A 26,763-nucleotide genomic window follows, 5' to 3' on the forward strand; every position below is an offset into this window, starting at 1 on the left:
GTTAGGTCAGGTTTGAAATTACAGCGTTTGCAATCGTTGCTCGGTTCAATGGTGTTCGTGTGCGGCGCTCAGATAGACGAGTGACAGCGTCGTAAAGATGAAGGCCTGCAGGGTCACGATAAGGATATGGAAGATCGCCCATGGCACATCCAGCATCCAGATTGCCCAGAAGGGCAGCAGAGCGATGAGGATGAAGATCACCTCACCGGCGAACATGCTGCCGAACAATCGCATGCCCAGGCTGATCGGCTTGACCAGCAGACCGACGACCTCCAGCACCAGATTGAAGGGGATCAGCAACCAGTGATTGAACGGCGTGAGCGAGAGCTCGCGGGCAAAACCGCCAGCGCCCTTGACTCGAATGCTGTAGTAGACGATCAGCAGGAACACGCCCAGCGCCATGCCCAGCGTGGCATTGACGTCGGTGGTCGGTACGATCTTCATGTATTCGAGACCAAGACGGCCAAACAGCTCGGGGAAGTAGTCCACCGGCAGCAGCTTGAGGCTGTTCATCAGCAGTATCCACACGAACAGTGTCAGCGCCAGCGGGGCGATATGCGCATTCTTGCCGTGGAAGGTGGAGCGTGTCAGATCCTCGATGAACTCGACGACCATCTCTACGGCGTTCTGGAGACCACCGGGTACGCCTGTGGTTGCCGCCTTGCCAGCCTTGCGGAACAGCGCGATGAACAGCACCCCCATGGCGATCGACCAGCCCATGGTATCCAGGTGGATTGCCCAGAAGCCCATCTCGGCGGCTTCCTGGCCGGTGCTGGCCAGTGACCAGCCATTGACTGGGTGATTGCCGAAGGTCAAGTTCTGGAGGTGGTGCTGTATGTAATAGATCGCCGATATTTCGTTATCTGCTGCCATACGCTGCTTACCTCAGTTCAGGGGGTCGGCCTGTCTCGCAACAGCCAGGGCGTAAGCCAGTGCGAGAGCTGAGCCGCCACATATGCGACAAAGAAAAAAATTGGGTTTGAGGGAGGCACTGAGATAAAAACGATCACGAACAGTGCCACCGTCAAACCAAACTTGCCTGTTGCTGCCACATAGAAATTCATTACATCGAGCCGCATCCGTCGGCTATCCCGAGTACGCAAGCCGCGCCAGACAAAAAAAAGTGTCGGTAACAGGCAAACCAAGCCACCCAGCACCGCACTCAGGGCAGCCTCGCTACCCTCCACTGCTGCCGCCACGCCACTCACTGCGAGTGTGACCAGCAGTTGTGTCTGCAACAGACGTCTGAATTCGGGACGACGGCGTAAGGCCGCAGCGTCGTTGTGCATGCGCTAGCTCCGTACCCGGTTCCATACACGCACTTGGCGCCTGGTGTTGCTGCTACTGGCCAGCGTTTGACCAAAGTCTATCGATAAAACAATCATCAAACGCTCAAACGAACAACGGCGGATTATAGGGAAGCCCCCCCTGTCCTTCAACCGACGTTGCACCGTTTTTGCGCTATTGTGTGCCGACTTGAGCCGCAGAATGCAGAAAAAGACGGAAAAACACGTTAGTTTGCTAAACAATAGATGACCGTCACTAACGTATGTGGGCGAGAATTCCATCCAGCTCGTCGAGGCTGGTATAGCGAATGGTGAGACGCCCCTTGCCCCCTCGACCATGCTGGATCTTGACCGGTGCGCCCAGCAATTCGCCGAGTTGTGTCTCCAGTCGAGCCACATCGGCAGTCGGCGTTTCACGGCCTGGCTTGGTGGGTTGACCATTGATCAGCCGTTTGACCAGCGCTTCGGTGTCGCGAACCGTGAGGTCCTTGTTGACCACTTCATGGGCGGCCTTGCGCTGCTTGGCGCTCGAGAGCGGCAACAGGGCCCGGGCATGCCCCATGTCCAGGTCGCCGCGCTCAAGCAACGTCTGGACCTCTGGGTCGAGGCTGAGCAACCTCAACAGGTTGGTTACCTGGGCCCGCGAGCGGCCCACCGCATCGGCCACCTGCTGCTGGGTAAGATCGAACTCGTCGAGCAGGCGCTTGAGCGCCATCGCCTCCTCGACCGGATTGAGATTCTCGCGCTGGATGTTCTCGATCAGCGCCAGCGCCAGCGCCACCTGGTCGCTGACTTCGCGAATCACGGCGGGAATAACATCGAGCTCGGCGAGCTGTGCGGCTCGCCAGCGACGCTCGCCGGCGATGATCTCGTAACGGTTCCCGTCTATTGGTCTAACGACGATCGGCTGCATCACCCCCTGGGCGCGAATCGAGTCGGCGAGTTCCTCCAGTGCTTCGGGTTGAATGTCCCGGCGTGGCTGGTATTTGCCGCGCGTCAACTGCCCCAGCGGCAAGCGCTCGAGGCGTTCCACCGGCTCGTCGGACGACGACGCGGCGGATGGCCCGGAGAGCTCAGCGCTCTGCTGATGTTCGGTGTCGTCATGACCTTCACGACGTCTGGCGCCGGCTCCGATCAGAGCATCCAGTCCACGCCCCAGGGCTCGTTTACGCGTCATCGGCTTGTTCCTTTCCTCACAGCGACAGGCGACGAATCAATTCCTTGGCCAGCACCCGATGGGCCTGGCTACCCCGCGAGAAACGTGCGTACTTGGTGACCGGCAGGCCATGACTGGGTGCTTCGGCGACCCGCACGTTACGGGGAATGGTGGTTTTCAGCAAGGTGTCGCTGAAGTAGTCGCGCAACTGCTTGCTGACGTCGCGGGTCAGGCTGTTGCGGCTGTCGAACATGGTACGCACGATACCGAAGATCGAGAGATTGGGATTCACGCTGTCCTTGATCTGATCGACGGTGTCGAGTAGTGCCGACAACCCCTCCAGGGCGTAGAACTCGCACTGCAGCGGAATCAGCACGCCATCCGCAGCGGTCAGGGCATTGACAGTGAGCATGTTGAGCGAGGGAGGGCAGTCGATCAGCACCACATCGTACTCGCCGGACACCTGGCGAATCGCCTCCAGCAGGCAGCGCTCGCGTCCCTCCTCGCGGTCGAGCAGATCGACCTCCGCCGCGGTGAGATCGCCATTGCCGGGCAACAGTGCATAGCCGGCCTCGGGGCAGTCGAGAATCGTCTCGGTGGCGCTCTTGTCGCCCAGCAGCACATCGAGCACGCTGCCATCGAGGGTGTGCTTGTCGATGCCGCTGCCCATGGTGGCATGACCCTGGGGGTCGAGGTCGATCAGCAGTACACGCCGGTCCAACGCCGCGAGGCTAGCCGCGAGGTTGACGGCGGTGGTGGTCTTGCCGACGCCACCCTTCTGGTTGGTCAAGGCGATGATCTTGGTCACGTGCGACTTCCTTACCTACGCGGCAAACGCGCGGATGGCCTATTGGGAATCTAAGCGCTGCAGGATCAGCAGCTGACGCTGTCCGGGCTCGAAGGGCACCGTCAGCACACGACGCTCGACGACCCCTATCGTGTCGGGCAAGCCAATCAGTTCATCGTCGACGGCAGGCCCCTTCATCGCCAGCCACTGACCCTCAACGGCAAGCAGGTGATCAGTGAGGGTGACGAAATCCACCAGGCTGGCAAAGGCGCGGGAGATGATCTGATCGAAGCGTTCGGCCTCGAAGGTTTCGACCCGCGCCTGCACCGGCGTGACATTCTCCAATGCCAGCTCCATCACCGCCTGGCGCTGAAAGCGTACCTTCTTGCCATTGCTGTCGAGCAGCGTTACTGCCAGCTGGGGATTGAGAATCGCCAATACCAGTCCCGGCAATCCCGGTCCGGCACCCGCGTCAAGCAACCTGGGGCCCGTTACCGCTGACAACACGGCCGCGCTGTCGAGCAGATGCTTGACCACCATCTCATCGAGCGTGCGTACCGCGGTGAGGTTATAGGCGGCATTCCACTTGTGCAACAGCGCCAATAGTGCCAACAGCCGTTCACGCTGGCGTTCGTCGGGTCTGATGTCGAGTTCGGCAAGACCATCGTCAAGGCGGGCAACGACACTCGTTTCCAGCACCTGCGTCATGCGTTGATCATCCGATTCTCCTTGAGCAGCCGCCGTTTCTTGAGGTGAATCAGCAGGATCGAGACCGCCGCCGGCGTTACCCCGGAGATCCGGCCCGCCTGGGCCAGAGTGGCGGGACGCGCCGCGGCCAGCTTCTGACGAATCTCATGCGACAGCCCCTCGACTTGGGTGTAGTCGAGCTCCTCGGGCAACGGCGTGGCCTCGTGGCGCTTGAGCTTGTCGATCTCATCCTGCTGGCGGTCGATGTAGCCTTGGTACTTGGCCTGGATCTGGACCTGTTCGGCTATGGCGTCATCGCCCACCGCCTCGCCCACCAGTCCGGCGATATCGTGATAGCCAAGCTCGGGTCGGCGCAACAGATCCATCAGGCTGTACTCGTGGCTCAGTGCCTTGCCGGTATGCCGCTCGACATGCGCCGCCTGAGGCGTGTCGGGCTGTATCCAGCTGGTCTTGAACCTGGCGCTTTCACGCTCGATCGCCTCGCGCTTGATGGCGAAGGCCTCCCAGCGGACATCATCGATCAAGCCAAGGCCGCGTCCAATCTCAGTCAGGCGCAGGTCGGCATTGTCCTCGCGCAGCAGCAGCCGGTACTCGGCGCGGGAAGTGAACATGCGGTAGGGCTCCTGGGTGCCCATGCTGATCAGGTCGTCGACCAACACGCCGAGGTAGGCTTCATCGCGCCTGGGCGACCACGCCTCGAGCCCCTGAGCATGCCGTGCGGCATTGAGACCTGCCAGCAGCCCTTGGGCACCCGCCTCCTCGTAGCCGGTAGTACCGTTGATCTGCCCGGCGAAGAACAGGTTGTGGATAAATTTGGTTTCCAACGAGTGTCTGAGATCGCGAGGATCGAAGAAATCATACTCGATGGCGTAGCCAGGGCGCGTGATATGGGCGTTCTCGAGTCCCTTGATCGAGCGTACCACCTGCAGCTGCACATCGAAGGGCAGCGAGGTGGAGATGCCGTTGGGATAGAGCTCATGAGTGTCGAGTCCTTCGGGCTCGATGAACACCTGGTGACTCGGCTTGTCGGCAAACCGGTGCACCTTGTCCTCGATGGAGGGGCAGTAGCGCGGCCCGACGCCTTCGATCACGCCTGAATACATCGGCGATCGGTCGAGGTTGGCGAAGATGATTTCGTGTGTCCGTTCGTTGGTATGCGCGATATGGCAACTCACCTGACGCGGATGCATGCCTCGGTTACCCAGATAGGACATCACCGGGGTGGGAGTATCGCCCGGCTGCTCCTCGAACTGCGTGAAGTCGACGCTCTTGGCGTCGATACGCGGCGGCGTTCCGGTCTTCAGACGTGCCACGTTGAACGGCAGGGCGCGCAGCCGCTCGGCCAAGGCATTGGAGGGTGGGTCGCCGGCACGGCCACCACGGCTCTGATCGAGCCCGATATGGATCACGCCGCCGAGGAAGGTACCGGTACACAGCACCACGCTTTGAGCATGGAAGCGGATACCGGTTTCCGTCACCACACCACGTACGGTGTCGTCATCCACCATCAGATCGCCTGCCGCCTGCTGAAAGATCGTCAGGTTCGACTGGTTCTCAAGCAGAGTGCGGATGGCTGCCTTGTAGCGAATGCGATCGGCCTGCGCCCGCGTGGCACGCACCGCTGGCCCCTTGCGGGCATTGAGCACCCTGAACTGGATTCCCCCCAAGTCGGTGGCCAGGGCCATGGCGCCTCCCAGTGCATCGATCTCCTTGACCAGATGACTCTTGCCAATACCGCCGATGGCGGGATTGCAGGACATCTGGCCGAGGGTCTCGATGTTGTGGGTGAGCAGCAGGGTCTGACAGCCCATGCGAGCGGAGGCCAGAGCGGCTTCGGTTCCCGCATGGCCACCGCCGATGACGATCACGTCAAAGCGGTCGGGGTAATCCACGTTGCACCTCGAATGGCGCGTAGCTGCGCCGTTGTTAAGACAGGAATGAATTCAGCGGCCCAGTATAAACCTCCTGTGGGTAACCGTCAGGGGTTTTCCACACCTGACGAGTCTCGCGTCGGTTCACTGGGCATTTAAAATAATAATAAGAAGAATAAAGAAAGAAGTTCTGTTGTGGTTGTAACTAATGGTGTAGACATTTTCTGTGAATAAGATAAAAAAAATATTTCTTATCAGCTATTTAAAATGTTGATGGATGAGAGGAGAAGAGACGTATGAGCTGCGTACAGCATGCTGTGAGGCTGTGGATGAAAAGCGTGCTTATGCACAACGCCATTATTGCACCGGTTATCCACCGCCGGCTACCTCTCTTGTTACCGCAGTCGCCCACACCCACCTTGCCAAGCTTGCATCCCCCATGAGAGGTGAGCTGGCGAGAGATTTTGGCATGCGGTGAAAAAAAGTTGTCCACACGATGAAAAACAAAAAAAAGCCTGTCGCAGAGCGACAGGCTGAGAAAAGAGCATCGAATGTTGCGATTACACCATGAAGGAGGAGCCACATCCGCAGGTGGTGGTGGCGTTCGGATTCTGAATGACGAAGCGAGCCCCGGCGAGGCCCTGCTCGAAATCCACCGTGGAACCGACCAAGTACTGGTAGGAGAGTGGGTCGATCAGCATTGCGACATCGCCATAGTCGATGATGGTGTCGTCCTCGCCGACGCTGTCGGCGAAATCGAAACCATATTGGAAGCCGGAGCAGCCACCACCGGTCACGTAGACCCGCAGCTTGAGATCGACATTGCCCTCTTCCTCGATCAAGGCGCGCAGGCGCGCCTGCGCCTTGTCACTGAGAAACATGGGTCTGGGTATAAAGGATTCGGCACCGCTCATGGGTGACCTCCCCTGAGCTTGGGAAATGTTCATCGGCCTGATTATCCACAATCCCCAGCAAAAGGGTCAACTTCTACTGGAGAGGAGAAGGCATTGTTACTTCAGGGTAGCAGTGCCGGTGCCTTCAATCCGTCCATCTCGTCGAAGCCGAACATCAGGTTGAGGTTCTGAATCGCTTGTCCGGAAGCACCCTTGACCAGATTGTCGATCACCGACAGCACCACGACGGTATCGCCTTTTCCGGGGCGGTGAACGGCAAGCCGGCATAGGTTGGCTCCCTTGACGCTGCGTGTCTCGGGATGACTACCGGTGGGCATGACATCCACGGCGGGCTCGTTTGCGAAGCGCTGTTCGAATAGCGTCTGAAGATCGCCTGGGTCTTGAGTCAGACGTCCATAGAGAGTGGCATGAATGCCGCGGATCATGGGGGTGAGATGCGGAACGAAGGTCAATCCCACCGGTTGCCCGGCGGCAAGCGCCAGCCCCTGGCTGATCTCCGGCAGGTGGCGGTGGCCACTGGCACCATAAGCCTTCATCGATTCGCTGGCCTCGGCGAGCAGGGAGGGCACCTTGGCACCACGGCCGGCGCCGGTCACCCCGGATTTGCAGTCGGCGATGACATGCTCGATATCGATCAGGCCGGCCTCGAGCAACGGCAGCAGCCCGAGCTGGACGGCGGTAGGGTAGCAGCCGGGCACGGCAATCAGGCGCGCCTCGCGGATGCGTTCGCGATTGACCTCGGGCAACCCATAGACGGCATCCTTCAATAGCTCCGGTGCGCCATGCGGCTGGCCATACCAGTGTGACCACGCGTCGGCATCGGTCAGCCGGAAATCCGCCGAGAGATCGATGACGCGTGTGCCGCGGTCGAGCAGCTCTCCGGCCCGGGCATGGGCGACGCCGTGAGGCGTGGCGAAGAACACCGCATCGCAAGCGGCCAGGCGCGCGGTGTCGGGCTCGCTGAAGAGAAGCGTGTCGTAGTGACCCCGCAGGTTGGGATAGAGCTCGGCCACGCAGAGACCCGCTTCGGAGCGGGAGGTGATCACATCGACCTCGACCTGAGTATGGCTTGCCAGCAGACGCAGCAGTTCAACCCCGGTATAGCCGGTGCCACCGACGATTCCGACCTTGATCACATTACACTCCTTCTGATTCTGAGACTTGCACCGATGACCGGTTGAGACGTGGTTCGTACGAATATGATACACCTTAAATGACGGTGAGATTTCGCCACCCATTGGTCGGTCCACCGCATGCTTCTGGTAATGTCGACTCCGCGAAGGATCTTTCGTGCCACGATTTCGCTTGTCCCTCCTGAGCCTCGAGCGCTTCCGGCGCCAGTTGGCCAATGTCGATGCACTGCCGCAGCTATGTTTGCTGGGGTTGGTCTCGGGACTACTGACCGGTGCGCTGATGGTGGGGTTTCGCCTGCTGCTCGATCTGGGGGGACTGGCGTTCATGCCGAGTGGCGATCACGAAGCGTTTCAGGACCTGCCGCGCTGGGCTAGAGCGAGCCTGCCGCTATTGGCCGTATTGCTGATCGGGGCGTGGCTCGGGCGGCAGCCTCCGGCGGCACGCAAGCTTGGAGTGGGGCATGTGATCGAGCGACTTACCTATCATCAAGGCCGTTTTCCGCTGCGTAACTGGATCAATCAGTGGTGGGCCGGAGTGGTGTCGGTACTGGGCGGCCTATCGGCGGGCCGAGAGGGGCCGGCGATCCATCTCGGCGCGGCCGCCGCGAGTGGACTGGGTCAGACGCTCAGGCTGCCGCACAACAGCTTGCGCGTACTGGTCGCCTGCGGCACGGCAGCGGGCATTTCAGCCTCGTTCAATACTCCCATTGCCGGGGTGATCTTTGCCATGGAAGTGGTGATGATGGAGTACACCATTGCCGGTTTCATGCCGGTGATCCTGGCCTCGACCATGGGCGCGGTGGTAGCACAGCTGGTGTATGGCTCGGAGCCGGCGTTCCAGATCCCGAGCGTAACGCTGGATTCGCTGTTCAACCTGCCGTGGATCGTGGCCTCGGCGCTGATCATCGGCATGCTAGCCGGTATCTTCATTCACCTGGCGAGAAGTGGCGCATGGCTGGCGGCATGGCCGCTGTGGGCGAGGTTCGCCGCGGTGGGGCTGGCCACTGGCGGCGTGGCATGGTGGTATCCCGAGGTGCAGGGGATCGGCTACGACAGCCTGTCGGCAACGTTGACCGGTGAACTGGCATTGGACGTGCTAGTCGCGCTGGTGGTGGGCAAGCTGTTGTTGACGGGAATGACCGTGGCCTGTGGGGTGCCGATCGGCATCATCGGTCCGGTACTGGTGGTGGGCGCCGCTGCGGGCGCCCTGGTCGGTATGCTGGGAGGCTGGCTGTGGCCCTGGGCAGCAGCGGAACCGGCGCTCTATGCCATGCTGGGAATGGCGGCGATGATGGCGGCCGTGCTTCAGGCGCCCCTGGCGGCATTGATGGCGCTACTCGAACTGACCCACAATCCCAACATCATCCTGCCGGGCATGCTATCGGTGGTGATCTCCGTGCTGACCGCGCGGCAACTCTATCGCTGCGATGGCTTCTTCATCTCCCTGACCCACCAAGGCATGCACCCCTTGCAACAACCCTTGATGCAGGCGCTGTCGAGGATTTCGGTACCGGCGGTGATGGAACGACAGGTGGTGTCTACCCTGCGTATGATCAGCCGCGAACAGGCCAAGAGGCTGCTCGATAGCAAGCCGGTGTGGATCCTGCTGATACGCTCGAGCGAAGACAAGCCGACGCTGGCGCTCAAGGCCGCCGATCTGGCGCGTTTCCTTATAGAGCAGCAAGAACATGATGAGGCGAGGCCAGCCGAGCAGGAGAGCGAGCCGATCGACTTGCTGGAAGTGCCCGGACAACGGCTCGAGATGGCACCGATTCATGTGCAGGCCACGCTGAGTGAGGCCTTCGACCTGCTCAATGAACGGGGGCTGGATGCGCTCTATGTAGAGCAGGCATCGCAGCCGCTGGCGAAGCGAATTTCCGGTATCATCACCCGTGACTCGATCGAAACCTACTACCGTTATCGGCGCTAGGGTCCCCTGACGACCTGCCGTGCACCATTACCGTTGAGGAGACCGTATGTATTTATGGATCAAGGCGTTTCACGTAATCGCCATCGTGACGTGGTTCGCTGCGCTGTTCTACCTGCCGCGCCTGTTCGTCTACCACGCCATGGCGCGTGACAAGAACGATACCCAGGCCATCGACTATTTCGTGACGATGGAGCGCAAGCTCTATCGCGGCATCATGTTGCCTTCGATGATCGCGGCGCTGGCGTTGGGTATCTGGCTGCTGTCGATGGTACCGACCTTCATGGGTCAGGGCTGGATGCACGTCAAGCTGACACTGGTGGTACTGCTGGTGGGCTACCACCATGTCTGCCTGGCCTACATGAAGAAACTGGCCGCGGGCACCTGCCACAAGTCCCACGTCTTCTTTCGCTGGTTCAATGAAGCACCGGTCGTGATTCTGATCGCCATCGTCATTCTGGCCATGGTCAAGCCATTCTGATGCCCCAACGCTTGCTGATGAACGTGGAACGCCCGGTCGTCCTGGTGATGGCCGGACACGATCCTACCGGCGGAGCCGGGCTGATCGCCGATGCCGAGGCGGTAGCCGCCTGCGGCGGCTGGGCCTTGACCCTGCCCACCGCACTGACGGTTCAGAGCAGCCACGATGTCTGCCAGGTGCTGCCCTGTCAGCCCGATGAGATGCGGGCCATGGCCGCGGCCCTTGACGAGTTCAAGGTTGCGGCGATCAAGGTCGGGCTGGTCGCAAGCCTCGAGAGTCTGGATGCGGTGGTGGATATCGTGCGCCGCTATCCTGGCGTACCGCTGGTGGTGGACCCGGTACTCAAGGCGGGGGGTGGGCGCGAGCTGGTCACCGCCGAGCTGCGCGACGCCTTTTGCGAGCGACTGCTTCCGTTGGTCGACATCCTAACCCCCAACCGCCAGGAGCTGGCGCGCCTGGCCGGCGAAGGGGTCGACAACGATACCGACCGCGCCGTCTCGCTGCTCTCGCTTGGCTGCCAGGCGGTGCTGGTGACCGGCACCGATCACCCGCTTCCCTCGACACCGGCTGACCAGGTGCAGCACACCCTGCATACTCCGGATACCGGCAGGCAGTGGCACTGGCCACGAATCGAAGGCAATTTTCATGGTTCCGGCTGCACCCTGGCCTCGGCACTGGCGACGCGCCTGGCTTGGGGCGAGCGCTTGACCCATGCTTGCGAACAGGCTCAGGAGTTCACCTGGCAGGCGCTCAAGCATGGCTGGCGTGTCGGCGAGGGGCCGCAAAGCCAAGCCTTGCCACGTCGACTGTGGCGCCATCCCGAATGGCAAAGTGAAGGTGGCAAGGTGTGACGAGAAGGCAAGAGATCAAACCCCGAGCGATATGCCAACAATGCGGGAGAGCAGCGGCCATGCGGCCTTTCACCGCTTATGCACAGGCTCTCCCCAGTGACTTATCCGCATTGTCCAGAGACTTATCCACAATTTTCTTCGATCGACTGCAAGAGGCTTCCATGACTACGTCCGCACAGCTCTTTGAACAGGCATGTCGCCACATTCCCGGCGGGGTCAACTCACCAGTGAGAGCCTTCAAGGGACTCAAGCAGCCGCCGGTCTTCATCGAGCGTGCCCAGGGCGCCTATCTGTTCGACGTTGAAGGCAAGCGCTATGTCGATTACGTGGGCTCCTGGGGCCCGATGATTACCGGTCATGCCGATCCCGAGGTACTGGGGGCGGTGCGCGAGCGTCTCGACAACGGGCTGTCGTTCGGTACGCCAACGGCGATCGAGACCACCATGGCCGATCTGATTTGCGAGATCATGCCCTCCATCGAGATGGTGCGCATGGTCAATTCGGGCACCGAGGCGACCATGTCGGCGATCCGCCTGGCACGGGGTTTCACCGGTCGGGACAAGATCGTCAAGTTCGAGGGTAACTACCATGGCCACTCCGATTCGCTGCTGGTCAAGGCGGGCTCCGGTGCGCTGACCCATGGTGAGCCCAGCTCCCCCGGCGTGCCGGCGTCACTGGCCGAGCATACCGTGACGCTCTCCTACAACGATCTCGATGCCGTCGAGGAGTGTTTCGCGCGAATCGGCAATGAGATCGCCTGCATCATCGTCGAGCCGGTGGCCGGCAACATGAACTGCATCCCGCCGCTACCCGGCTTCCTTCAAGGGCTGCGCCAAGTATGTGACGCCCATGGCAGCGTGCTGATCTTCGATGAGGTGATGACGGGGTTTCGCGTGGCGCTGGGTGGCGCCCAGGCGCACTTCGGTATCACTCCCGATCTGACCTGTCTTGGCAAGATCGTCGGTGGTGGAATGCCGGTGGGAGCCTTCGGTGGCAAGCGCGAGATCATGTCGCACATCTCGCCGCTGGGGCCCGTCTATCAGGCGGGTACGCTCTCCGGCAATCCGCTGGCGATGGCGGCGGGAATCGCCTTGCTGAGCAAGCTGCGCGAGCCGGAATTTCATGAGGCATTGTCGGGGCGTGTCGAGCGGCTCTGCTCAGGACTCGAGGAGCGAGCCAAAGCGGCGGGAGTGGAGTTGATTACCCAGCGCGCGGGGGGGATGTTCGGGGTTTTCTTTACCGCTCAACGCCGTGTGGATAACTTTGCCCAGGCGACAGCCTGCCGGCTTGAGGCTTTCCAGCGTTTCTTCACCTTGATGCTGGAGTATGGGGTGTACCTGGCGCCCTCCGCTTACGAAGCCGGTTTCATGTCCAGCGCCCATACTCTGGAGGACATTCAGTTCACGCTGGATGGCGCCGAAAAAGCTTTTGCTGCGATGTACCGCTAGGCCAAAGAGGTGATATCCGCCATGATGGCGGCGTCCTGTTCGGCTGAGCATGACGCTGCCGCCACGCCTACTCAAAGCGCCTTGGAGCGCGGCTTGTGAGGCGGCATGGGAAGACCCAGGTTGTCTCTTGCCCAGTTCATCGCCTGGATGCGGTTATGCACGTTGATCTTGCGGAAGATGTTGTAAAGGTGCGACTTGACGGTGTGTTCGCTGACGAAAAGCTTGTCGGCGATCTCGGTATTGGATGCGCCGGACCCCAGCAGGCCGATGATCTCGATTTCGCGCTGGGTCAGACCGCATACCGGACGGAAGGCATTCAGCTGCTGGCGCCGGTAGAAGTCGATCATGCGTGTCATCAATGAACGCGACATCCACAAGTCGCCATCCAGCAGGGTCGTGATGCCCTTGCAAATCAGCTCGAGTGAGTCGCTCCGGTAGAAGACACCCTGAAGGTGCAAGGAGGCGAGCACTTCGGTGGCGTGATCCTCATCGCGAAGGTTGAATGCCGCCAGTGAGATCTGGTCGCACTCGGCTGCCTTGTAGTGCCACTGCTGGGTAATGTCATCGCTGACGTGATCGGCATCCATCAACACCAACATATGCTGACATTCGATATCGTCAATGACGGCGTCCGGCGCCAGGATGGTCACCGGGCAGGCCAGCTTCCCATGGATGTAATCGACGAACAGCTGCGATTGTGGGTTGCTGTCAGTCACTAGAAGGACTTTTTCGTTCCCTTGGCTCATGACACTCATTCTCCTTTATGTGCCCATACCCGCGGTATGACGGCTCCCCTGCGAAAGTAACCACAAGGTTAAACTAAAATGCTATAATGTAAAGTTAAGTAATGACAATTTAGTCAATGCTTACGCACGCATTCACCCCTGATTATTGATTTTTTCCTAATTAAATCAGTATATAATAGAATATTTTCGTACAATTATCACAATCGGACCTGCAATAACATGGTAAAAATCATGTTACCAAGTCGGGCTCTTCTAATCTTCTAATCTTTGTTGAATTGCATTTTTCATTCTTTGGTTTGAATTGGCATTAGCTTTCCCATCTCTTTGGCGCTGCCGAAAGTGCGCGTAGAATTACCTGCCCCCTGTTTGCTGGAGTGCTCCATGTCCCCTACTCAGTTGCTGGTACTGGCCAGTGGTAATGCTGGAAAATTGCGAGAATTCAAGCAATTGCTTTCTCCACTGGGTTTCGATGTCAGTGCCCAGTCGGATCACGGCGTGTTGGAAGTCGAAGAAACCGGTCTGACCTTCGTCGAGAATGCGCTGCTCAAGGCACGCGAGGCGTGTCGAGTCAGCGGCCACCCTTCGCTTGCCGATGACTCAGGTCTCGAAGTGGATGCCCTGAATGGCCAGCCCGGTATTCATTCAGCGCGTTTTGCCGGCGAGCCCAAGAGCGACGAGGCCAACAATCTCAAGCTCCTGAAAGCGCTGGCTGAGGTGCCCGAGGGGGCGCGTAGCGCCCGCTACTGGTGTGTGCTGGTCTACATGCGTCATGAGTATGATCCCGTGCCCGTGATCGTTCAGGCCCACTGGGAGGGTGAGATACTCGCGCATCCCCGGGGCGAAGGAGGATTTGGCTATGACCCGCTGTTCTGGATTCCCGAGCGGAGCATGAGCGTTGCCGAGCTGAGTGCGGAGGAGAAGAACCGCTTGAGTCACCGCGGCCGTGCCATGCGCAGTCTCATCGAACGTCTGCAGGCCGAACGCGAGTGAAGGCCCCCTCGCTGTCGCTTTACGTGCATGTACCCTGGTGCGTGCGCAAGTGCCCCTACTGCGACTTCAACTCGCATGGTGTCGGACGCGGTGCCGAGCTTCCCGAGCAGGAGTATCTCGACGCGTTGCTGGCCGATCTGGATGCCGATCTGCCATTGGTGGAGGGGCAGGGGCATAAGGGGCGTGAGCTGGTCAGCATCTTCATTGGCGGTGGCACGCCCAGTCTGATGTCGGGACGCTTCTATCGCCAGCTATTAAGGGGCATCGCCGAGCGGCTGAAGTTTGCCGAGCGGATCGAGATCACGCTGGAAGCCAACCCCGGTACGCTGGAACAGGGTCGTTTCGGCGAATACCGTGAGGCGGGCATCAACCGCCTGTCGCTTGGGGTGCAGAGCTTTCAGCCGCATCAGCTCGCTGCTCTGGGGCGTATCCATAGCGGTGACGAGGCGCGTATTGCAGTGACCAGTGCCAGGCAAGCGGGCTTCGAGAATCTCAATATCGACCTGATGCATGGCCTGCCAGGGCAGGACGAGGCGTTGGCGCTCGCCGATCTTGAAACCGCGCTGTCGCTGTCGCCGACCCATCTCTCCTGGTATCAGCTCACCCTGGAGCCCAATACGGAGTTCCATACCCACCCCCCGGAGCTTCCCGCCGACGAGACGCTATGGGATATTCAGGATGCCGGGCATGCGCTGCTCGAGGGGGCGGGGTTCAAGCGCTATGAGATTTCAGCCTACGCGCGGAATGGCCAGGCCTCGCGTCACAACCTCAACTACTGGTCCTTCGGCGACTATCTGGGTATCGGTGCCGGAGCGCATGGCAAGCTGAGCCGCCCCCAAGCGGATGGCCCTTGGCATATCGAGAGGCGCTGGAAGACGCGACAGCCGCAAGCCTACCTTCGTCGGCGCCATGATCCACGAGGGTTCACTGCCGGTCACCGTCGTGTCGAGACAGAGGAGTTGCCGTTGGAGTTCGCCATGAATGCCCTACGGCTGGTGGATGGAGTGGCGATTTCGACCTGGCAGGGAACCACCGGCCAAGAACTGAGTCTTCTCAGTCACCGCTTGAAGGAAGCTAGAAAAAAAGGACTTCTTGTGGAAGATGGGAAACGGCTTCAAGCTTCGCCGCGAGGCCTATTATTCTTGAACGAGTTGCTGGCACTAATTGATGAGTGAGCCAGTTCTCTACGTTCCGACTTCGAGGAGTCAAAACGCAATGCTCAAGGCACTTCGTCTGGCTTATCCCCTTGCCGCCGCGCTGCTGTTGGCGGGATGTGCGACTTCCGACCCCTACGGTGGACAGACTCAACGTGGTAGCACCGTGACCGGTGCCGGGATTGGAGCGGCGGTAGGCGCCGCTGCAGGGGCATTGAGCGGTAGTGGAAGTACCAGCCGTCGCGATCGCGCCCTGATCGGTGCTGCGGTAGGTGCCGCAGCCGGCGGTGGTATCGGTGCCTATATGGATCGCCAGGAAGCCCAGCTGCGCGAAAGCATGCAGGGCACGGGTATCCAGGTCGATCGCCAGGGCGACGACATCGTGCTCAACATGCCAAGCAGCGTCACCTTCGGTTTCGACTCAAGCGAACTGACCTCCACCGCCCGCTCCGCGCTCAACGATGTTTCCAGCGTGCTTCGTGAATATCCCGAGACGCGCATCAATATCGCCGGCCATACCGACAGCACCGGCTCGGCGGATTACAATCAGCGCCTCTCCGAGCGTCGTGCCGAATCGGTGGGCAGCTATCTGGCCCAGGGCGGCGTCGATCGCAGCCGCCTGAGCATGCGCGGCTACGGCTTCTCGCAGCCAGTGGCCAGCAACGATAGCGAAACGGGCCGTGCGCAGAACCGTCGCGTTGAGATCACCCTGACGCCGATCCAGCAGTCCATGTAACGACTGGCCTGGTACCGCGCGACCCGCGAGGCATTGCGCCTCGCGGGTCTTTTTTATGGAAGAGTGCCATGCTTGCCTATCAACACGTCTACCATGCCGGCAATTTTGCCGATGTTCATAAACACCTGACACTGTTTGCTACGCTCGAACATATATTACGTAAAGAATCTCCCGTTACGTATATCGACACTCATGCCGGTCGTGGTCTTTACCCGCTTGTCGCCGAAGAGACCCAGAAACTGCAGGAGTACCGGCAGGGAGTCGATCTGCTGTGGAAACACAGGGCGTCACTGCAGCGGTCGAACCCGCTATTGGGCGATTGGCTCTCCTGCCTGGCAGAGGTTCAGGCTTCCCGCGAGAGCGAGCTCAGCCACTATCCGGGCTCGCCCTGGTGGCTTGGTCGCAGGCTACGGCGTCAGGATCGATTGCAACTATTCGAACTGCACCCCGGTGAGCATCAACATCTCGAAGCCCAGTCGCTGCCGCGCAATGCCACTCGTACCTATGGGGATGGTCTGAAGGGAGTTGTGCAGATACTGCCGGCCGCGACACCCCGCATCTGCGTACTGATCGACCCCAGCTATGAGCAGAAGGCAGAGTATGCCCGCGTCGCCGACGTAGTGACCAGTATCGCGCGCAAGGCTCGCCATGCCCAGGTGCTGGTCTGGTATCCGCTGCTGCCGGCCGGGCGTCACCGTGAACTGCTCGAACGACTTCTCGACAGCGGACTGCGCAAGTTGTGGCGAAGCGAGCTGAGTCTGCGTGCCCCCGGCGATAGCCAGCATGGCATGTACGGTAGCGGCATGCTGATCTTCAATCCTTCCTGGGGGCTGGACGGGCTTTTAGGCGAGGCTCTCCAGCCTGTCGTTGCCTTGCTTGGGCGCGAGGCGCGCTACGAGGCCGACTGGTGGGTACCGGAGTGACGCCTCGGCTCACTCCTCACTCTCACGGGAGGGGTTGAGGCGGCCCCGCCCCCGGTTCGGCACCACTCTCCCGAAGTAGAGCAGTCCGAACAGCAGCCAGGCCAGGGTCAGTACAGAGGTGAGTGCCAGTATCGCCACGGGACCGAACTGCGCGATCAGCGGCAGGGCCGCCGCGGTGAAGAGCCCGCCGCCGACGATAGGCTCGAACATCAGCTGCTTGTAGCCGAAACTTTCCAGCGCCCCGGATTTGTTCTTGGGATCGGCCATGCGCATCAGCAGCAGGCCGGTCACCGTCACGCCCATGGATTGGCCGAAATCGCCGATGCCGCGTTCGAACCAATTCTCCGGAATCACTCTCGGCGCGATCACCAGCAGCACGAACAGCGACCAGCCAATGCCCGCCGCCGCCAGCAGCAGGAAAGGCACCAGGTAGTCACCAAGCGTGGTCAGGGAGAGCGTGGCCAGTGCGGCCACTATGGTGTAGTCCAGAGCGGTGCCGGAGATCCGTGACATGGTGCGCGACGATACCTGCCGCTCCCAGCCCTGCCGAATGATCACCAGTTGAAGCAGTACGCCACCGATCATCGCCATCGGAAACAGTGGCACATGCGCCATGATTTCGATGCCCCCGTCGCGGGCCCAGGTCAGCTGCTCGATGAGTTGCAACGCTTCTAGAATCAGCCAGCCGATCACGATGGCGATACCCACCAGACCTAGATGAAGGCTCATGGGGTCGGTGGTACCGGCTTCCAGTTCGAGATCCTTCTTGAACTCGCGATACTCCTCCTGGCTGGGCTGAGAGGCGTCGGCATGCATCAGTGCATCGGGATTGACGTCGCCGCTGGGACTGACGATCTGACGCCTGGCCGCGATATTGATCAATAGCGTGCCCATCAGCACGCCACCGACAATCCCTACCGTGGCAAGGCCCAGGGCCAAGTCGGCACCCTCCTCGAAGCCCAGCTCGGAGAACGTATCGGCCATCCCTGCGGCCGTGCCATGTCCGCCCTCGAAGCCGATTTCGATCAACGCCCCGGCCATGGGATTCATGCCGAAGAGCGGCGTCAGTACCAATAGAGCCAGGGTCAGGCCAACCACATATTGGCCCCAAGCCATGGTCTGCCCAACAGCCACCTGAGGACCAGCACGTAGCCAGATGGTGCGCAGTCCGGGAATCGGCTTGCCCAGAAAGAGCGCAGCGAAGACCACACTGATCAGCAGCCCGGGCAGTTCCGTCCAACTCTCCAACACGTAATCGGGAAACAGGCCGCCACCCTCATCGAAAGGGCTCTCGATGAAGTGGCCCAGCACCTCGGGGCCAAGCAGTAGCATGAACAAGCCACCGATGACGGAGCTTGGCAAGAACAGCTGCTGCATCCAGTCGGCCCTGGTTCGCAGCATATTACTGAGCAGCAGTACCAGGCCGATTAGCAGCAGGGCAACGAACAGATGGGCGACATTCATGCGGTGAGTAACTCCTTTTCCCACTGTCCGGTTATTAGCAAAGCGTAGCCGTTACTTGCCGATGCAGAAACTGCCGAATATCTCACCGAGCAGGTCATCGGCGCTGAACTCTCCCGTGATTTCGCCCAGCGCCTGCTGAGCATCGCGCAGGTCTTCCGCCAGCAGCTCGCCAGCGCCATAGCCTGCCAGCTGCGCTTCGCCGTTAATTAGTGCTCGCTTAGCACGATCCAGAGCGTCGAGATGACGGCGTCGGGCGGAGAATCGCCCTTCGGTGGTGGCGCTGAAACCCATTACCGACTTGAGATGATCCTTCAAGTTATCCACACCCAGGCCGGTCTTGGCGGAGAGCCTGATGACCGGTGTGGATGTGGATAATGCTATTCCGGGCGCCTCGAGGCTGGTATCGATCTTGTTGCGCACCAGCGTAAGACGTGAGGCATCCGGCAGCCGGGCGACGAACTCGGGCCAGATGGCCATCGGGTCGGTCGCGGTCGATATGGTGGCATCGACCAGTAGCAGTACGCGATCGGCGCGCTCGATCTCGTCCCAGGCACGGGCCACGCCGATCTTCTCCACGGCATCGGGAGTATCGCGCAGCCCGGCGGTATCGATGATGTGCAGTGGCATGCCATCGATATGGATGTGCTCGCGCAGTACGTCGCGGGTGGTACCGGCGATGTCGGTGACGATAGCGGTCTCCTGCTCGGTCAGGGCGTTGAGCAGGCTCGACTTGCCGGCATTGGGGCGTCCGGCGATCACCACGCTCATGCCTTCGCGCATCAGCGCGCCCTGGCCGGCCGCTGCACGCACCGCAGCAAGCTCGGTGGCGACCGACTCGAGCATTGCCGCCACCTTGCCGTCACCGAGAAAGTCGATCTCCTCCTCGGGGAAGTCGATCGCCGCCTCGACATAGATGCGCAGCTCGATCAGGCGCTGCACCAGGGCCGTGACTCGGCGCGAGAACTCCCCCTGTAGTGAGCGCAGGGCATTCTCGGCGGCAGCCTTGGAGCTGGCATCGATCAGGTCGGCAATGGCCTCGGCCTGGGCCAGATCGAGTTTGTCGTTGAGGTAGGCACGCTCGGAGAACTCGCCGGGACGTGCCAGGCGCGCACCGAGACCCACGCAGCGCTCGAGCAGCAGATCCATGATCACCGGTCCGCCATGGCCCTGAAGCTCCAGCACGTCTTCGCCGGTGAAGGAGTGGGGACCTTCGAAAAGCAGCGCGATGCCCTGGTCGATGACCGCCTGCTCGCCCTTGAACGGGCCATAGTGCGCTTGGCGGGGGGCGGGACAGCGGCCGAGCACCGCCTCGGCGATGAGGCGGCAGCCGGGGCCGGAGACGCGAATGATGCCCACGCCTCCGCGCCCGGGCGGGGTGGCAAGCGCGGCGATGGTGTCCTGGGTGTAGAGGGCGGTGGCCATGATCACTCCCTTGCTGGCAGAGCAGACATTGTCATGTCGCCTGCCTGGAAACGCCAGACCCCCGCCGGGGCGGGGGTCTGGAGAGGTGCGTGTGGCGGGCGTCAGTTCTTGGTCTTCATACCCTTGCCGACGCTTGGATCGTTTTCGATCTTTCGCGTGATGGTGTACTGCTGGATGATCGAGATGCAGTTGTTGACTACCCAGTAGATCACCAGGCCGGCCGGGAACCACAGGAAGAAGAAGGTGAAGACGATCGGCAGCATCTTCATGATCTTCGCCTGCATCGGATCCGGAGGCGTGGGGTTGAGCAACTGCTGCACGAACATCGAGGCGCCCATCAGGATCGGCAGGATGAACAGCGGATCGCGTACCGACAGGTCCTGGATCCAGAACATGAAGGGCGCGTGACGCAGCTCCACCGACTCTAGCAGCATCCAGTAGAGGGCGATGAACACCGGCATTTGTACCAGGATTGGCAGGCAGCCGCCCAGAGGATTGATCTTCTCCTTCTGGTAGAACTTCATCATCTCCTGGGACATCTTCTGGCGGTCGTCGCCATACTGCTCCTTGAGGCGCTGCATTTCTGGGCCCAGCTTGCGCATGCGGGCCATGGACTTGTAGGCCTTGGCGGAGAGCGGCCACAGGGCCAACTTGACTAGAATGGTCAGGAACACGATTGACCAGCCCCAGTTGCCGATCAGGTCGTGAATCTGGTCGAGCAGCCAGAACAGCGGGTTGGCCAGGAACCACAGCCAGCCGAAGTCGACGGTCAGACGCAGATTGGGGGCCACGGCCTCCAGGCGCTCCTGGATCTTGGGACCCATGTAGAGCGTGGCGCCTAGTGTCGCTTCGCCATCGGCCGCCACGTTGTAGACAGGACCGGCGAAGGCCGCCACGTTGCGGTCACGGGAGTCGGTAGTGGCGTAATAGAGGTTCTGCTGGTTCTGTGCCGGTGCCCAGGCAGTGGCGAAGTAGTGCTGGATGATCGCTACCCAGCCACCTTCGACGTCGCGGTTGTTGAAGCGGCCGCGCTGGATGTCGTCGAAGTCGATCTTTTCGTAGCGGGCATCCGGCGAGGAGTAGGCAGCGCCGAGATAGGAGCTCATGCCCATGGCCACGCCGCTGGTCGGGTCCGGACTGTTGTCGCGTGCCAATTGCCCGATGAAACGCGCTGTCACCGGCGCCTCGGTGTTGTTGGCCAAGTAGTAGTTCACGTCCACCGCATAGTTGTCGCGGCCGAAGGTGAAGCGCTTGACGATGTCGATACCGTTGACCTCGGCGGTGAGGTCCACCACCAGCGAGTCTTCGGTTTCCGTCAGGCGATACTCGGTCTGCTCCGTATCGAAGGCGATACGACCTTGGTGGCCTTCAAGCTGTAGACCGGATTTCGCCACATAACTGCGTGCTCCGCCGTCGGAGAGCAGCACGAAGGGGCGATCGGAGTCCAGTGTCAGCTTATGCTGGGGCAGGGCGGCATAGATGATATCTCCCCCCTGCGGGTCGATGCGCACGTCCAGCACATCGGTGATGACCGCGATCAGATCACGACCGGCGGTCTCCTGGTCAGTCTCGCCAGGCAGCGCCTCCGCAACCGTCCCGGTGGGGCTATCGCTGGGAACCGCCAGTCCACCATCGCCCTCATCGGCAACTCTGGGGCTCGTCTCACCGCTGGTGAAGGCGGGTGCATCCGGCTCAGGGGCAACCTGGCCGTAATCCTGATTCCACTGCACGACCAGCAAATAGGCCAGTACAGCCAGAGGAACCAGCAGAAGAAGTCGTTTTACATCCATGAGGGTCCTGCCCGATGGGTAATGAACATTCTACCGCGCAACCAATCTTCGCAGTCTCGTTACACACGAAAGCCTGCCGATGGCAGGCTAAGGTCGTCACCGTGTAGGTGACAGCGGCATGTCCTGAGAGGGGGGAGCTGCCGGCCGCTTGCGAACGTCCTTTTCCAGACGCCGCCACATGCCTGAAAGTTGGCGATGTAGGGTGGCGTTATCCAGCTCATGTACGCCTCGCCGCGAAAGGACAACGATATCCACTGCGGGGAGGCGATGCTGCCGAAGACGAATCGATTCGCGAACGAGTCGCTTGAGGCGGTTGCGGTCTACGGCACGCTTGACATTCTTCTTGCTGAACACAAGGCCGACTCGGGGAGCCTCCAGGCCGTTATCGCAAGCCAGGGCCAGTAATCCCTTACCGTGTACCTTGTGTGCAGCATGATCGAAAACGTGCCGGTACTCTCCGGCGTTCAGCAGTCGCAGGCGCCGAGGAAATCCCAGACAGGACACACGCAATCCGAGATCAGGCGCTCAGACGCTTGCGACCCTTGGCGCGACGACGCGCCAGGACGGCACGACCGTTCTTGGTGGCCATGCGGGCACGGAAGCCGTGCACGCGCTTGCGCTTGAGAACGCTAGGTTGAAAGGTGCGTTTCATAACGATTGATTCCCACGTGGTTAATTGGACTGAACGTCAATGGTGAGGCGCCCTGGCTCCGGCGGGGAACCTGGGGTGATTCGGCTCAAGACCGGAAATTCTAGAGAATTCGGCGCCTCGGTGCAATTTTTCCTGTCGCTTTAGGGTAGCTATTTGCATCGAAAGGGAAGGCAAGCGGCTGACTCGCTGACATAAGCTTCTCGCGGCAGCCGTCCGCTGACAAGGTATGCTTGTTTTCAAATATGTGGATAACCTTTGTAAGTTTTTGCCTATTTCTTTTTAAAACAATTAATTGGCTCTGTTTTAGATTACATGGGATTGTTGATAACAGTGACGCCAATTATTGGTCACCTGAAAGGGTGCGATGATCGCAGGAAAATGAATCCATGAGGCTTGAGTTTTCCACAGCGAGGCGAGGCGCCGGCTGTGTGGATAACTCGACCCTTGAGCGATACAATATTCGGCCATTCGTCAACGCAAGGTGAGGTCGCGTGTCGGTCGCTCTTTGGCAAGAATGTCTCAAATACCTGCAGGACGAGTTGAGCTCGCAACAGTTCAATACCTGGATCCGCCCCTTGCAAGCCGAGGTGGGCGATACCAACGAGCTCTGCCTGCTGGCACCCAACCGCTTCGTGCGGGATTGGGTGAGCGACAAGTATGTCAAGAGAATCAATGAGCTGCTCAGAGAGCTCGCACCTGCTAAACCGCTCAAGGTCTCTCTGGCGGTAGGTAGTCGGCGTGCCTCGACGGCACCTCAACCCCGCGACCTAGGCCATCCCGTATCGGCAGGCGCGAGACAGTCGGTTTCAGCTGCGGTACAAACCGCGTCGCGTACCGATGACGGTGAAGAGCGCGAGGTCGACCAGCTTCGTGAAGAGGGCGGCTCGAAGGCGCCTGGCCGAGGCGGTGCCAATCAGCGCCAGGTGCAAGTCGAGGGGAGCCTCAAGCACCAGAGTAGCCTGAACCCCAACTTCACCTTCGACACCTTCGTTGAGGGCAAGTCGAACCAGTTGGCCCGAGCGGCATCGCGTCAGGTATCGGAGAATCCCGGAGGCGCCTACAATCCGCTGTTTCTCTATGGTGGCGTTGGCTTGGGCAAGACCCACCTGATGCATGCGGTGGGCAATCAGCTTGCCAGCCGGCGCGAGAACGCCAAGGTGGTCTACCTACACTCGGAACGCTTCGTTGCCGACATGGTAAAGGCGCTCCAGCTCAACGCCATCAATGACTTCAAACGTTTCTACCGCAGTGTCGATGCCCTGTTGATCGATGATATCCAATTCTTCGCTGGTAAGGAGCGCTCCCAGGAAGAGTTCTTCCACACCTTCAATGCGCTGCTCGAAGGTGGTCAACAGATGATTCTGACTTCCGACCGATATCCCAAGGAAATCAATGGTGTAGAGGAAAGGCTCAAGTCTCGCTTCGGGTGGGGACTGACGGTGGCGATCGAGCCGCCGGAGCTCGAGACGCGGGTAGCGATCCTGATGAAGAAGGCCGATCAGGCCAAGGTAGATCTGCCTCACGATGCCGCGTTCTTCATCGCCCAGAAGATCCGCTCCAACGTGCGTGAGCTTGAAGGTGCACTGAAGAAGGTAATCGCTGACTCGCACTTCATGGGCAAACCGATCACGCAGGATTTCATTCGAGAGTCGTTGAAGGATCTGCTGGCCCTGCAGGACAAGCAGGTCGGGGTAGATAACATCCAGCGAACGGTCGCCGAGTACTACAAGATCAAGCTGTCGGACCTGCTCTCCAAGCGTCGTTCGCGTTCGGTGGCGCGCCCTCGCCAGGTCGCCATGGCACTCGCCAAGGAGCTGACCAATCACAGTCTGCCCGAGATTGGCGATGCGTTCGGTGGTCGCGATCACACCACGGTCCTGCACGCCTGCCGCAAGGTGCAATCATTGAAGGAAGAGAGCGCGGACATCCGCGAGGACTACAAGAATCTGCTGCGGTTGCTTACCAGTTGATCGCAACGCAAGCTATCGAAACTTCTGGATCTAGAGTGGAGCCCACATGAAATTTTCCATCTCCCGCGAAGCCTTGCTGCGCCCATTAACGCTGGTGGCGGGCGTGGTCGAGCGGCGTCAGACGCTGCCCGTGCTTTCCAATGTGCTGATTCAGGTTCAGGACCATCAGCTGGCGTTGACGGGTACCGACCTCGAGGTCGAGCTGATCGGACGTACCGCGCCCGCCCAGGTGGAGGAGCCGGGTTCGGCAACGGTACCGGCTCGCAAGCTGATGGATATCTGCAAATCGCTGCCGGAGCAAGCCGAGATCAGCTTCGCGCTGGAGGAGGGTCGAGCGGTACTGCGTAGCGGTCGGTCGCGTTTTACCCTCTCGACCCTGCCGGTCGCGGAGTTTCCCAATATCGAGGATAGCCAGGGCAGCGTCGAACTCAGTCTGCCCCGGGGTACGCTCAAGCACCTGATCGACTCCACCTCGTTTGCCATGGCACAGCAGGATGTTCGCTACTATCTCAACGGTATGCTGCTCGAGCTTCGCTCCAACCTGGTGAGAACCGTGGCGACCGACGGACACCGTCTTGCCGTGTGTTCACGCTCGGCGGACATCGAGATCGAGCCGGCACAGAAGCTGATCATCCCCCGCAAGGGAGTGCTCGAGCTGGTTCGCCTCCTTGATGACAGCGACGAGCCCGTGAGTCTGACGATCGGTGCCAGCCATGTGCGAGCGCATACCGGTGATTTTACCTTCACCTCCAAGCTGGTCGACGGCAAATTTCCCGACTATGAGCGTGTGGTTCCGCGCGGTGGCGACAAGGTCTTCATCGCCGAGCGTGCCGAGCTCCGCCAGGTGCTGTCGCGCACGTCGATCCTCTCCAACGAGAAGTACCGCGGCGTGCGTCTGCACCTCGAAGAGGGCAATCTGCGCGTGATGGCCAACAATCCAGAGCAGGAGGAGGCCGAGGAGAATGTGGCGATCGAATATAGCGGTGCCGCTATGGAGATTGGTTTCAATGTGGGCTATCTCATTGATGTTCTTGGTGTTTTGTCGGAAGATCGGGTTCAGATGACATTAGCGGACCCGAACAGCAGTGCGCTGATGGAGGAGCCGGGCGGTGGCGATGCCATGTACGTGGTCATGCCGATGCGCCTTTGAGCGTTTCGCTTAAGCCTCCCTCCAGGGGCGTCCCCAGTGGGTGCCCCCAATCCCGGGACCTCCTCCCATGACGCTTCGCAAGACGCTTGACCGTCTCTCCCTGATTGGTCTTCGCAACCTGGCTCCTCTGGAGATGCGCCCCCTTGACTGTATCAATCTGATCGTTGGGGACAATGGCAGTGGCAAGACCAGCCTGCTTGAGGGCATACACGTGCTCGGAATGGGACGCTCGTTTCGAACTCAGCAGCTCAAGCATGCCATTGCCCATGATGCTGATGTCATGACGCTCCACGGGCGGATCGCAGGCGACCCTCCGCTGCCCGTGGGGATTCGTCGTTATCGTGACGGTAGCGAGATGGAGATGCGCATGGCCGGTGAGCGAGTGTCACGCATAGCTCAGCTGGTCGAGGCGTTACCGCTGCAGCTTATCAATCCCGATGCGTTTCGCCTGCTGGAGGGGTCACCCTCGGCACGTCGCGAGTTTCTCGACTGGGGAGTGTTTCACGTGAAACATGACTTTCTCGAGATCTGGCGTCGCGTTCGGCGCGCCTTGAAACATCGGAACGCGCTGCTCAGGCATGGTAGAATGGATGATCGCTCCCTTGCGGTATGGGAGCATGAGTTCGCCCTTTGGAGCAGTCATCTGGATGAGTTGCGTCGTGATTACATGACGTCATTCACGCCGGTCTTCATGGAAACGCTTGCCGAATTGCTCCCCTTGCCGGGATTGAGCCTGCGTTATTCACGAGGCTGGGATCAGCAGCGCAATCTCGACGAGATACTGCATCAGTCGAGAGGCAACGACCGGCAGATGGGGTTTACCCAACAGGGGCCACAGCGCGCTGACTTGCGAATTCGGCTCAACAAGCGACCAGCGCTTGAGGTGCTTTCTAGAGGCCAGCAGAAGCTGGTCGTAAGTGCCTTGAAGCTCGCCCAAGGGAGATTGCTCGAGCAGGCGACGGGGCGAAACTGTATTTATCTGATCGACGATCTGCCGTCAGAGCTTGATGCACAGCATCGCCGAGGGTTCTGCCAATGGCTGGAGTGGATGCGCTGCCAAGTGTTCATTACCAGCATAGAGCACGACACTTTGGCCGGCTTATGGCAACCCGAGACATCTATTGCGATGTTTCACGTGAAACATGGCAGGCTGGAACCAGAGCCTGAGACGATGTTCTGCAGGAACACGCAATGAAGACTTCAC

Annotated in this window: 25 protein-coding genes; 11 read left to right on the plus strand and 14 right to left on the minus strand. The window is 60.2% G+C overall.

The annotated features are described in order from the left end of the window. Positions 1–45: 45 nt before the first annotated feature. From atpB to argC, 8 genes are all read right to left on the minus strand, one after another. Entirely contained in the window at positions 46–873 is an 828-nt protein-coding gene (gene atpB, locus HJD22_RS10305) for a F0F1 ATP synthase subunit A (protein ID WP_208655334.1), read from the minus strand. Positions 874–890: 17 nt separating this feature from the next. Next, positions 891–1,289, minus strand: coding sequence for an ATP synthase subunit I (locus HJD22_RS10310; protein WP_208655333.1), 399 nt, complete (start codon positions 1,287–1,289; stop codon positions 891–893). Between the two features lie 253 nt (positions 1,290–1,542). Further along, positions 1,543–2,463: a ParB/RepB/Spo0J family partition protein gene (locus HJD22_RS10315; RefSeq protein ID WP_208655332.1), complete on the minus strand. Its 921-nt coding sequence runs from the start codon at positions 2,461–2,463 to the stop codon at positions 1,543–1,545. Positions 2,464–2,479: 16 nt separating this feature from the next. Continuing rightward, a complete protein-coding gene (locus HJD22_RS10320) occupies positions 2,480–3,250 on the minus strand; it encodes a ParA family protein (RefSeq protein WP_208655331.1) in 771 nt (256 codons plus the stop codon). Between the two features lie 39 nt (positions 3,251–3,289). Continuing rightward, positions 3,290–3,937, minus strand: coding sequence for a 16S rRNA (guanine(527)-N(7))-methyltransferase RsmG (gene rsmG, locus HJD22_RS10325; protein ID WP_208655330.1), 648 nt, complete (start codon positions 3,935–3,937; stop codon positions 3,290–3,292). After that, complete coding sequence (gene mnmG / locus HJD22_RS10330; RefSeq protein ID WP_208655329.1) at positions 3,934–5,829, minus strand: tRNA uridine-5-carboxymethylaminomethyl(34) synthesis enzyme MnmG; 1,896 nt, start codon at positions 5,827–5,829, stop codon at positions 3,934–3,936. The genes rsmG and mnmG overlap by 4 nt, the downstream gene beginning before the upstream one ends. Positions 5,830–6,368: 539 nt before the next feature. Next, a complete protein-coding gene (gene erpA, locus HJD22_RS10335) occupies positions 6,369–6,722 on the minus strand; it encodes an iron-sulfur cluster insertion protein ErpA (RefSeq protein ID WP_208655328.1) in 354 nt (117 codons plus the stop codon). Between the two features lie 101 nt (positions 6,723–6,823). Further along, positions 6,824–7,858: an N-acetyl-gamma-glutamyl-phosphate reductase gene (argC, locus tag HJD22_RS10340; RefSeq protein ID WP_208655327.1), complete on the minus strand. Its 1,035-nt coding sequence runs from the start codon at positions 7,856–7,858 to the stop codon at positions 6,824–6,826. Positions 7,859–8,027: 169 nt separating this feature from the next. On the opposite strand from argC, the gene HJD22_RS10345 reads away from it, so the two are divergent. The 4 genes from HJD22_RS10345 to hemL all read left to right on the plus strand — a co-directional run bounded on the left by HJD22_RS10345 (position 8,028) and on the right by hemL (position 12,562). After that, complete coding sequence (locus HJD22_RS10345) at positions 8,028–9,785, plus strand: chloride channel protein (protein WP_248730211.1); 1,758 nt, start codon at positions 8,028–8,030, stop codon at positions 9,783–9,785. Positions 9,786–9,831: 46 nt separating this feature from the next. Next, positions 9,832–10,263 carry a protoporphyrinogen oxidase HemJ gene (gene hemJ / locus HJD22_RS10350; protein ID WP_208655325.1) on the plus strand — a complete coding sequence of 144 codons (432 nt, stop codon included), beginning with the start codon at positions 9,832–9,834 and terminating at the stop codon, positions 10,261–10,263. Continuing rightward, positions 10,263–11,114, plus strand: coding sequence for a hydroxymethylpyrimidine/phosphomethylpyrimidine kinase (locus tag HJD22_RS10355; RefSeq protein WP_248730212.1), 852 nt, complete (start codon positions 10,263–10,265; stop codon positions 11,112–11,114). The genes hemJ and HJD22_RS10355 overlap by 1 nt, the downstream gene beginning before the upstream one ends. A 161-nt stretch (positions 11,115–11,275) precedes the next feature. After that, complete coding sequence (hemL, locus tag HJD22_RS10360) at positions 11,276–12,562, plus strand: glutamate-1-semialdehyde 2,1-aminomutase (RefSeq protein ID WP_208655324.1); 1,287 nt, start codon at positions 11,276–11,278, stop codon at positions 12,560–12,562. Positions 12,563–12,633: 71 nt separating this feature from the next. Here the strand turns inward: hemL and HJD22_RS10365 are convergent, their stop codons facing one another. After that, on the minus strand, positions 12,634–13,308 hold the full coding sequence (locus tag HJD22_RS10365) for a LuxR C-terminal-related transcriptional regulator (RefSeq protein WP_208655323.1): 675 nt from the start codon (positions 13,306–13,308) through the stop codon (positions 12,634–12,636). 381 nt (positions 13,309–13,689) lie between these two features. Here HJD22_RS10365 and rdgB point away from each other — a divergent pair, with 381 nt between their 5' ends. The 4 genes from rdgB to HJD22_RS10385 all read left to right on the plus strand — a co-directional run bounded on the left by rdgB (position 13,690) and on the right by HJD22_RS10385 (position 17,111). Further along, positions 13,690–14,298, plus strand: a complete 609-nt coding sequence (gene rdgB / locus HJD22_RS10370; protein ID WP_208655322.1) for an RdgB/HAM1 family non-canonical purine NTP pyrophosphatase — start codon at positions 13,690–13,692, stop codon at positions 14,296–14,298. After that, on the plus strand, positions 14,295–15,473 hold the full coding sequence (gene hemW / locus HJD22_RS10375) for a radical SAM family heme chaperone HemW (protein WP_248730213.1): 1,179 nt from the start codon (positions 14,295–14,297) through the stop codon (positions 15,471–15,473). The genes rdgB and hemW overlap by 4 nt, the downstream gene beginning before the upstream one ends. Before the next feature lie 40 nt (positions 15,474–15,513). After that, on the plus strand, positions 15,514–16,188 hold the full coding sequence (locus HJD22_RS10380; RefSeq protein ID WP_208655321.1) for an OmpA family protein: 675 nt from the start codon (positions 15,514–15,516) through the stop codon (positions 16,186–16,188). 68 nt (positions 16,189–16,256) lie between these two features. Continuing rightward, a complete protein-coding gene (locus HJD22_RS10385; RefSeq protein WP_208655320.1) occupies positions 16,257–17,111 on the plus strand; it encodes a 23S rRNA (adenine(2030)-N(6))-methyltransferase RlmJ in 855 nt (284 codons plus the stop codon). Between the two features lie 9 nt (positions 17,112–17,120). On the opposite strand, the gene HJD22_RS10390 is transcribed toward HJD22_RS10385, so the two are convergent. The 5 genes from HJD22_RS10390 to rpmH all read right to left on the minus strand — a co-directional run bounded on the left by HJD22_RS10390 (position 17,121) and on the right by rpmH (position 22,439). Beyond that, positions 17,121–18,575, minus strand: coding sequence for a sodium/glutamate symporter (locus tag HJD22_RS10390; protein ID WP_208655319.1), 1,455 nt, complete (start codon positions 18,573–18,575; stop codon positions 17,121–17,123). A 51-nt stretch (positions 18,576–18,626) separates the two neighbouring features. Continuing rightward, positions 18,627–19,997, minus strand: a complete 1,371-nt coding sequence (mnmE, locus tag HJD22_RS10395) for a tRNA uridine-5-carboxymethylaminomethyl(34) synthesis GTPase MnmE (RefSeq protein WP_208655318.1) — start codon at positions 19,995–19,997, stop codon at positions 18,627–18,629. Between the two features lie 101 nt (positions 19,998–20,098). After that, positions 20,099–21,787, minus strand: coding sequence for a membrane protein insertase YidC (gene yidC / locus HJD22_RS10400; protein ID WP_208655317.1), 1,689 nt, complete (start codon positions 21,785–21,787; stop codon positions 20,099–20,101). A gap of 96 nt (positions 21,788–21,883) precedes the next feature. Then, complete coding sequence (gene rnpA / locus HJD22_RS10405; protein ID WP_208655316.1) at positions 21,884–22,291, minus strand: ribonuclease P protein component; 408 nt, start codon at positions 22,289–22,291, stop codon at positions 21,884–21,886. 13 nt (positions 22,292–22,304) lie between these two features. Further along, positions 22,305–22,439 carry a 50S ribosomal protein L34 gene (gene rpmH, locus HJD22_RS10410; RefSeq protein WP_010626003.1) on the minus strand — a complete coding sequence of 45 codons (135 nt, stop codon included), beginning with the start codon at positions 22,437–22,439 and terminating at the stop codon, positions 22,305–22,307. Between the two features lie 491 nt (positions 22,440–22,930). On the opposite strand from rpmH, the gene dnaA reads away from it, so the two are divergent. The 3 genes from dnaA (at position 22,931) to recF (ending at position 26,754) form a co-directional block, all read left to right on the plus strand. Then, positions 22,931–24,409, plus strand: a complete 1,479-nt coding sequence (gene dnaA / locus HJD22_RS10415; protein ID WP_208655315.1) for a chromosomal replication initiator protein DnaA — start codon at positions 22,931–22,933, stop codon at positions 24,407–24,409. A gap of 46 nt (positions 24,410–24,455) precedes the next feature. Beyond that, positions 24,456–25,559: a DNA polymerase III subunit beta gene (gene dnaN / locus HJD22_RS10420; protein WP_208655314.1), complete on the plus strand. Its 1,104-nt coding sequence runs from the start codon at positions 24,456–24,458 to the stop codon at positions 25,557–25,559. A gap of 67 nt (positions 25,560–25,626) precedes the next feature. Next, positions 25,627–26,754, plus strand: coding sequence for a DNA replication/repair protein RecF (recF, locus tag HJD22_RS10425; RefSeq protein WP_208655313.1), 1,128 nt, complete (start codon positions 25,627–25,629; stop codon positions 26,752–26,754). Positions 26,755–26,763: the final 9 nt, after the last annotated feature.

The sequence above is a fragment of the Halomonas sp. TA22 genome (assembly GCF_013009075.1).
GTDB lineage: Bacteria > Pseudomonadota > Gammaproteobacteria > Pseudomonadales > Halomonadaceae > TA22.

What these genes read in the sequence shown, in the direction of transcription:
- atpB (WP_208655334.1), bottom strand. Translation starts at nt 873, where the DNA reads ATGGCAGCAGATAACGAAATATCGGCGATCTATTACATACAGCACCAC.
- HJD22_RS10310 (WP_208655333.1), bottom strand. Translation starts at nt 1,289, where the DNA reads ATGCACAACGACGCTGCGGCCTTACGCCGTCGTCCCGAATTCAGACGT.
- HJD22_RS10315 (WP_208655332.1), bottom strand. Translation starts at nt 2,463, where the DNA reads ATGACGCGTAAACGAGCCCTGGGGCGTGGACTGGATGCTCTGATCGGA.
- rsmG (WP_208655330.1), bottom strand. Translation starts at nt 3,937, where the DNA reads ATGACGCAGGTGCTGGAAACGAGTGTCGTTGCCCGCCTTGACGATGGT.
- erpA (WP_208655328.1), bottom strand. Translation starts at nt 6,722, where the DNA reads ATGAGCGGTGCCGAATCCTTTATACCCAGACCCATGTTTCTCAGTGAC.
- hemJ (WP_208655325.1), top strand. Translation starts at nt 9,832, where the DNA reads ATGTATTTATGGATCAAGGCGTTTCACGTAATCGCCATCGTGACGTGG.
- HJD22_RS10355 (WP_248730212.1), top strand. Translation starts at nt 10,263, where the DNA reads ATGCCCCAACGCTTGCTGATGAACGTGGAACGCCCGGTCGTCCTGGTG.
- hemL (WP_208655324.1), top strand. Translation starts at nt 11,276, where the DNA reads ATGACTACGTCCGCACAGCTCTTTGAACAGGCATGTCGCCACATTCCC.
- HJD22_RS10365 (WP_208655323.1), bottom strand. Translation starts at nt 13,308, where the DNA reads ATGAGCCAAGGGAACGAAAAAGTCCTTCTAGTGACTGACAGCAACCCA.
- rdgB (WP_208655322.1), top strand. Translation starts at nt 13,690, where the DNA reads ATGTCCCCTACTCAGTTGCTGGTACTGGCCAGTGGTAATGCTGGAAAA.
- HJD22_RS10380 (WP_208655321.1), top strand. Translation starts at nt 15,514, where the DNA reads ATGCTCAAGGCACTTCGTCTGGCTTATCCCCTTGCCGCCGCGCTGCTG.
- HJD22_RS10385 (WP_208655320.1), top strand. Translation starts at nt 16,257, where the DNA reads ATGCTTGCCTATCAACACGTCTACCATGCCGGCAATTTTGCCGATGTT.
- HJD22_RS10390 (WP_208655319.1), bottom strand. Translation starts at nt 18,575, where the DNA reads ATGAATGTCGCCCATCTGTTCGTTGCCCTGCTGCTAATCGGCCTGGTA.
- mnmE (WP_208655318.1), bottom strand. Translation starts at nt 19,997, where the DNA reads ATGGCCACCGCCCTCTACACCCAGGACACCATCGCCGCGCTTGCCACC.
- yidC (WP_208655317.1), bottom strand. Translation starts at nt 21,787, where the DNA reads ATGGATGTAAAACGACTTCTTCTGCTGGTTCCTCTGGCTGTACTGGCC.
- rpmH (WP_010626003.1), bottom strand. Translation starts at nt 22,439, where the DNA reads ATGAAACGCACCTTTCAACCTAGCGTTCTCAAGCGCAAGCGCGTGCAC.
- dnaN (WP_208655314.1), top strand. Translation starts at nt 24,456, where the DNA reads ATGAAATTTTCCATCTCCCGCGAAGCCTTGCTGCGCCCATTAACGCTG.
- recF (WP_208655313.1), top strand. Translation starts at nt 25,627, where the DNA reads ATGACGCTTCGCAAGACGCTTGACCGTCTCTCCCTGATTGGTCTTCGC.